Below are 7,408 nucleotides of genomic sequence, written 5' to 3'. Positions count from 1 at the left end.
TGGCGATGCGTCCAGAGAGACAGACTCAACAGAAGCCTCGATATCGTCAAACGAAGAAGAAGGTAACCCGGAAGTCTACTCTACCTACTCGAGAGAAGCTGCTCTATTTGGGCACAATCGGTTTCTGCGCGGCTGTAGCATTATTCATCATTAGTGGGTATGCCAATATTTACAACATGAACCTGAAGGTTCAAGAAACGAAGCGGGCAACGGTTGCACTGACGAATGAAGTGTCGGAGCTAACGGTAGAGAAGGAGAAGCTGTCCGATTGGAATCGGATTGAACGCGAAGCAAGAAAGAATGGTTTGCGCTTCCCTGAGACATTATCTGAAATTGAAGTATACAAACAACAAGTAGGAAACGATTAAACGAGGGATGAAGATGGTCAAACGAATTAAGTTGCGCACGTTGACGATCGGGGGCTTATTCACCCTCTTTTTTATTGTCATAATTGGGAGACTGTTTTGGTACCAAGTTATTAATCAGCCATTTTGGATGGCGGAAGCCAAGCAGTCATGGGCTGTGAAGAAGGAGATTACACCAGTTCGAGGCACGATATATGACAAGAATGGTGAAGTGCTCGCTATGGATGCACCTGCATACACGGTAGCAGTCGGCCCTAAGATCATTCAGGAACTGCGCACCTCAAAGAAGTTAGTTGAGAAGAATATTGACGTAGAGCGGCTTATCGTAGAAAAACTGAGCGTCGTGCTGAAGAAGCCTGAGAACGAATTGTATGAGCTCGTCCGCAGGAAGAAGAAAGACAAGGATGAGTTCTATACGCAGGTAGAAGTTCGCAGTGAAGGCTGGAAGGTGAACGACGAGACTGCACAGAAGCTAAGAGACTTCACAGATGAGTTGAAGAAGACGACAGAATTGAGAGATGTCGGACTCTACCTCTTGCCCGAGGTGAAGCGCTTCTACGCGAAAGAATCATTGGCGTCGCATGTGCTTGGTTATACAGATAAGCAGGGCAATCCGATTGGCGGAATTGAGAAACTGTATGACGAGCAGCTGCGCGGAGCGGCAGGGATGCTCCAATATGAGAAGGATCGGATGGGTAATAAGCTGCCGAAGGCTTCGGAAGTATACAAGCCATCTAAGGATGGAGACAACATATACCTCACTATCGATCGTAATATTCAGCAATATATTCAAGATGCAATGCGTGAGGTGTACAATAAATATTCTCCTCATAGTATGACGGTAATAGCAGCAGATCCGAAGACTGGCGATATATTGGGGCTCGCGAATATGCCAGATTTCAATCCGAATTCGTATTGGAATGCTAAGGACATTGCTGCTTTTTACAATCATGCGGTTCAGTCTCGATATGAGCCGGGCTCAACATTCAAAATTGTGACACTGGCCGCGGCTGTACAGGAAGGCATCTTTGATCCGAATGCGACATTCGTTTCTGGACGCATCTATGCGGGAGGACGGCTCATCCACGACGTTAACCGTGATGGATGGGGGAGAATTACGTACTTCGAAGGTCTTAAGCGATCCAGTAACGTTGCCTTCGTTAAACTTGGATTTGAGCAATTGAAGGAAGAGCGCTTGAAGGCGTACATTGAGAAATTTGGTTTTGGTAAACCGACAGGCATTGAACTTCCCGGAGAGAACAATGGTCTTATCCGATTTGAATATCCGGCAGACGTGGCTGCGGCATCGTACGGACACGGTAAGGTTCAAGTTACGCCAATCCAGCAAATTATGGCAGTTGCAGCTGTGGCCAATGGCGGCAAGCTTATGAAACCGCATATTGTTCGGAAGGTTCATGATCCCGTTACGGGTGAAGTGACTGAACGCAAGCCGGAGGTAGTTCGTCAAGTAATCGACCCAGGCGTTGCAAAAACGGTAAGTGAGTATTTGGAACAGGTTGTGGCGGATCAGCAGATTGGTACAGGTAAAAATGCGTATATCGAAGGATATCGCGTTGCCGGCAAGACAGGTACAGCATTGAAGGTCATTAACGGTGAATATGCCACGACTCGTGCGGTAGTATCTTTCGTCGGCTTTGCTCCTGTTGAGGATCCACGTATTGCTCTTTTGGTTGTTGTGGATGATCCGCAGGATTATTGGGAAGGTGGCGGCTTTGTAGCGCCGCTCATGTTCAAGAAGATCGTATCGCAGTCGCTGCGTTACATGGGTGTTCCTTCTTCAATCTCCGGCCAAGAAAAGGGCAGTGAGAAGAAGACGGGTGCACCAACAACCGTTAAGGCACCTGATATTCAGGGCCTGAAGCCTTACGATGCCAAACAGCGATTGGCTGAGCAAGGCATCGTCTTCGAGACGGTTGGAGCAGGGGAGAAAGTGAAGCGTCAATATCCGGCACCAGGCGAGCCATTGGCAATCGGCCAACGGATATACCTGCTTACTGACGAGCCTGATAAGCTGCCTTTGCCGAACTTTAAGGGCAAATCGCTGCGTGATGTCATGGAGATCACCTCCATGCTCGGTTGGGAAGTTCGTGTTGATGGAGAAGGCTACGTCACCGAACAAAAAGAAACAAATGAAGATGGGGCACGTATCGTTCATATTAAATTGGAGCCGAAACATCCGTAAGGTGTGAGGCGGAGAAGGAAAAAAGTGGTCTTGTGTAGGCTTACGGATCATCCTCTTGAAGCTTGTTCTATCCGCTGGTTGTCCCGAATAGGTTGTTTATGAACCGATGTCGGACGAGGGAGGGTATATATGAAGGTTACAGGGGTGACGATCCGTAAGAGGTTAATCGTTGGAATGGTGCTCATATCGATTGGATTTATCGCGCTCATTGTCCGCTTGGCGTATGTGCAGTTGTGGGAGGGCAAAGATCTGGCGAATCTGGCAGAAGATTCGTGGCGGAGGGAGATTCCTATTTCCCAGAAGCGCGGTGAGATACTGGATCGCAAAGGCGAAAGAATCGCCTACAATATCAGTTCTCCAACGATATGGGCTATTCCTGTGCAAATTGAAGACCAGAAAGCCACTGCAGCACAAATTGCACCTCTCCTTGGGATGAAAACGGAAGTTGTAGAGCGCATGATTGCGAAAGGGCAGTCTGTGAAGCAGATTAAGGGCGGCGGTCGTAAAATATCGCTTGAAACAGCGGAAAAAGTGCGGGAGTTGAACTTGCCGGGGATCGTCGTGGCAGAGGATAATAAAAGATATTATCCTTATGGCGATTTGGCGGCCCATATACTCGGCTTCACTGGTATAGACAATCAAGGGTTGACAGGTATTGAGCAGAGGTATGATTCTGCATTAACCGGCTTGCGAGGCAACATCGCTTATTTGTCTGATGCAAGCGGCAATCAGATGCCGAATTCCTCAGAAAAGTACATCGTTCCCCGAGATGGATTAAATTTGCAATTGACGATTGACAAGCAGATACAGACAATTATGGAGCGGGAACTTGATCGTGCTATGGAGGAATTGAAGCCGAATCAGGCGCTGGCGATTGCCATGGATCCGAATACGGGTGAAATTTTGGCAATGGCAAGCAAGCCAAGCTACGATCCGGCTCATTACAAGGACTTCCCCTCTGATGTATATGATCGCAACCTGCCCATTTGGATGACTTATGAGCCGGGTTCTACGTTCAAGATCATAACGCTTGCTGCTGCGATACAGGAGGGCAAGGTTGATCTGTACAATGAACATTTTTTTGACCCTGGACGTGTAGAAGTCGGTGGAGCGAAGCTGCGCTGCTGGAAACGCGGGGGTCATGGCAGTCAGACCTTTTTGGAAGTCGTCCAAAATTCGTGCAATCCGGGCTTTGTTGCACTTGGCAATCGACTGGGTAAAGAGACATTGTTCGATTACATACGCAACTTTGGTTTCGGACAGAAGACAGGCATTGACCTTAGTGGAGAAGCAAGTGGGATTTTGTTCAAGCTGAGCCGGGTAGGCCCCGTTGAGCTTGCCACTACTGCGTTCGGACAAGGGGTATCTGTCACTCCTATTCAGCAAATTACGGCAGTGTCTGCGGCCATCAATGGAGGCAAGCTGTTCAAGCCGCATGTGGCGAAGTCATTCATTCAGCCGGAGACAGGGATGGTTGTTGAAGATATTAAGCCGGAATTGGTCAGACAAGTCATCAGTCCAGAGACCTCAAGCAAGGTGCGTGATGCTCTTGAACATGTGGTTGCTCAAGGCACGGGGAGAAATGCTTTCATCGATGGTTATCGCGTTGGTGGCAAAACAGGTACCGCACAGAAGGTTATCAATGGCAGATATTCGCCGAACGAGCATATTGTATCGTTCGTTGGCTTCGCACCTGCTGATGACCCGAAGGTTGTTATCTATACAGCAGTTGATAATCCGCAGGGCATACAATTCGGTGGTCTTGTAGCTGCGCCGATTGTGAAGCGGATTATGGAAGATACGCTCCATTATATGGGCGTTGAACCGCGGAAGGAACAAGTTTCTCGCAAGTATCGTTTCGATGAGACGCCGGTTGTTGTCGTTCCTAACTTAGTAGGGAAGACCTTGACTGATATCTACGAAGATATGAATATGGATTTTCAATTAGCCAAATCCGGTACGGGCAACACCATTATTCATCAGGCGCCTAAGCCCGGAACCCGTGTAGATCGAGGATCTACGATTCGAATCTATATGGGAGAAGAGAAAGAGACGGAGGAATAATTCATGCAACAGATGCAATTGGCTGAAGCTTGCTCACGAATGCTGACAGCGAAGTGCAAGGGAGACGAATATACAGTCGTAACAGGACTCGCGATGGATTCACGGCTTGTGGCGCAGGGAGATCTGTTCTTCTGTATTTCTGGAACGGCCGAAGACGGTCATCGTTATGCAGAGCAGGCGGTTCAAGCTGGTGCAGCTGCACTTGTGGTAGAACGTGAATTGGAGCTGCCGGTTCCTCAATTGATTGTGAAGAGTGCTAGACATGCACTTGCAGTACTGTCAGATGCGTTCTATGGTTCACCTAGCCGCAGTATGAATCTAATTGGCATTACGGGAACGAACGGCAAGACAACAACCACGTATTTGATTGAAAAAATTCTGAATGATGCGAAGCGAAATGCAGGTGTAATCGGAACGATTCAAATGCGTTATGCAGGCAAAGTGTTCCCAATGTCTCGTACAACTCCGAATGCCTTCGAACTGCAAAAGTCGCTTCATGACATGGTGAACGAGGGTGTAGATGCCGTGGCTATGGAGGTATCTTCCCACGCACTCGTACAGGGACGTGTACAAGGCTGCCGTTTCCGCACGGCTGTCTTCACGAACTTAACACAAGATCATCTGGACTATCACGAGACGATGGAAGCATATCGTGAAGCCAAAGGCCTGTTGTTCTCACGACTAGGCAATACATTCTCTGACGCTGAGGAAGAGCGCTCCTATGCGGTGCTCAACGCGGATGACCCGGCTTCTGAATACTTCGCAAGCATGACAACCGCTGAGACGATCATGTACGGCATGACAGAGCAGGCGGATGTTCGTGCTGAGAATATTCGGATTACGGCAAAAGGAACGAGCTTCACAGTTCATACATTCAGAGGCTCGGCAGACATTCAGCTGCGTATGGTTGGTAAGTTCAATGTATACAATGCATTAGCAGCGATTGCTGTAGGACTCATTGAAGGCATCGAACTGGATGCGATTCGTATGAGCCTTGAAAGTGTTGCTGGAGTTGACGGGCGTGTAGAAGCTGTTGAGGCAGGACAATCCTTTGCCGTGATCGTGGACTACGCGCATACACCGGATGGACTGGAGAATGTGCTGCAGACGGTGAAGGAGTTCGCTGAAGGACGTATCATCAGTGTATTTGGCTGTGGTGGAGACCGAGATCGTACGAAGCGTCCGCTGATGGCCAAAATTTCGGCGAAATACGCGGACTATTCCATCGTGACTTCCGATAACCCTCGTACTGAAGACCCTGATTTGATTATTAAGGATATTGTAGCGGGCCTTCATGAAGTGAACTTGGATCCAAGCCGTTATGAATGCATCGTTGATCGCCGTGCTGCCATCACGAAAGCTATTGAAATGGCAAGCCCGCACGATGTAGTATTGATTGCGGGGAAAGGCCATGAAACTTACCAAATCATCGGCAAGGAAACATTTGACTTCGATGACCGCTTGGTGGCCAAAGAAGCGATAAGGGGCAAAGTTCAGTGATTGAAACGACGTTACGAGAAGTAGCGGACTTGTGTGGAGGGACTCTCTCTGATCCCTCCTATGGGGACCGCTCGGTAAAAGGGGTTAGCACGAACTCGCGCAAGATCGATTCTGGTGTATTGTTCGTGCCGCTTCAAGGGGAACGATTCGACGGACATCTGTATGCGGATCAAGCCTTGAAGGATGGGGCAGCGGCTGCGATGTGGCAGTCCAATCATGATGATATGCCGCAAGGCTACCCGCTCATTATGGTGGACAACACATTAGAGGCGCTTCAGCGGCTGGCACAAGCTTATTTAGCCCAGCAGCAGGTTAAGGTTGTAGCCATTACAGGCAGCAATGGCAAGACCACCACGAAGGATATGATTGCTTCTGTTCTTGCGGAACGTTATCGTGTTCACAAGACGGATGGCAATTTCAATAATCATATTGGCCTTCCGTTAACGATATTGTCCATGCCGAAAGATACGGAAATTGCAGTTCTCGAAATGGGGATGAGCGGAAGAGGTGAAATTGAACTTTTGTCTTCCATCGCTCAGCCTGACGCAGCAGTCATTACAAACATCGGGGAAGCGCATCTGCTGCAGCTTGGTTCCCGGGAAGAGATTGCGCGTGCTAAGCTAGAAATTATTAGCGGACTACGAGAAAATGGAGTGCTCATCTGTCATGGAGACGAACCACTCGTTGACATGGCACTTTCAGAAGAAGCGACGAAGCGGCCTGAGCATATGTCAGTTATTCGCTTCGGTGCAGGTATGTTGTGTGATGTTCGACCAGAGCATATCGATCTTCATGAGGCGGGGACGACATTCACGGTTGCGGCATCAGGCAGTCAGAAGGCGTTGACTGTCGAACTTCCGCTCTTAGGCAAGCACAATGTCATTAACGCGTTGGCTGCTGTTGCAATAGGCCGCTTGTTCGGTCTGGCTGACGAGCAGATTGCGTATGGTCTTGGCAATGCACAAATAAGCGGGATGCGATTTGAACGGACGATTACGTCTGGCGGATGGGTGTTGTTAAATGATGCCTATAATGCAAGTCCGACTGCGACGAAGGCGGCGCTTGACGTGCTTGCTGGACTGCAGGGCGGCAAACGGATTGCGATTCTTGGCGATATGCTAGAGCTAGGCCCTGATGAGGCGAGGCTCCACTATGAAGTAGGAGCATCCATAAGCCCGGGCAGCTTGGATCTATTGCTCACGTATGGCGAACTGGGCCGTGAAATTGGATCGGGTGCCCTGCAACATTTTGCAGAGAACGCCGTTTATTCATTTGA

Annotated in this window: 5 protein-coding genes; all 5 read left to right on the top strand. The window is 49.0% G+C overall.

Annotated elements, in window-relative coordinates; genetic code table 11:
- Positions 1–368 (top strand): cell division protein FtsL (gene ftsL2 / locus AZ66_RS24565; RefSeq protein WP_082061717.1); only part of this gene is annotated, 368 nt, incomplete at its 5' end.
- 13 nt (positions 369–381) lie between these two features.
- Complete coding sequence (locus AZ66_RS24560; RefSeq protein WP_044357279.1) at positions 382–2,568, top strand: penicillin-binding transpeptidase domain-containing protein; 2,187 nt, start codon at positions 382–384, stop codon at positions 2,566–2,568.
- A 129-nt stretch (positions 2,569–2,697) separates the two neighbouring features.
- On the top strand, positions 2,698–4,632 hold the full coding sequence (locus tag AZ66_RS24555) for a stage V sporulation protein D (protein ID WP_044357278.1): 1,935 nt from the start codon (positions 2,698–2,700) through the stop codon (positions 4,630–4,632).
- A 12-nt stretch (positions 4,633–4,644) separates the two neighbouring features.
- Positions 4,645–6,132, top strand: coding sequence for a Mur ligase family protein (locus tag AZ66_RS24550; protein ID WP_442950320.1), 1,488 nt, complete (start codon positions 4,645–4,647; stop codon positions 6,130–6,132).
- On the top strand, positions 6,129–7,408 hold a 1,280-nt coding region (locus AZ66_RS24545; RefSeq protein WP_044357275.1), incomplete at its 3' end, for a UDP-N-acetylmuramoyl-tripeptide--D-alanyl-D-alanine ligase. The genes AZ66_RS24550 and AZ66_RS24545, both read left to right, overlap by 4 nt.

It is taken from the genome of Paenibacillus sp. E194 (assembly GCF_000935845.1).
Taxonomy (GTDB): domain Bacteria; phylum Bacillota; class Bacilli; order Paenibacillales; family Paenibacillaceae; genus Paenibacillus_B; species Paenibacillus_B alvei_B.
Note: the sequence above shows the minus strand (reverse complement) of the source record. Positions and strands in the feature narration are given on the sequence as shown.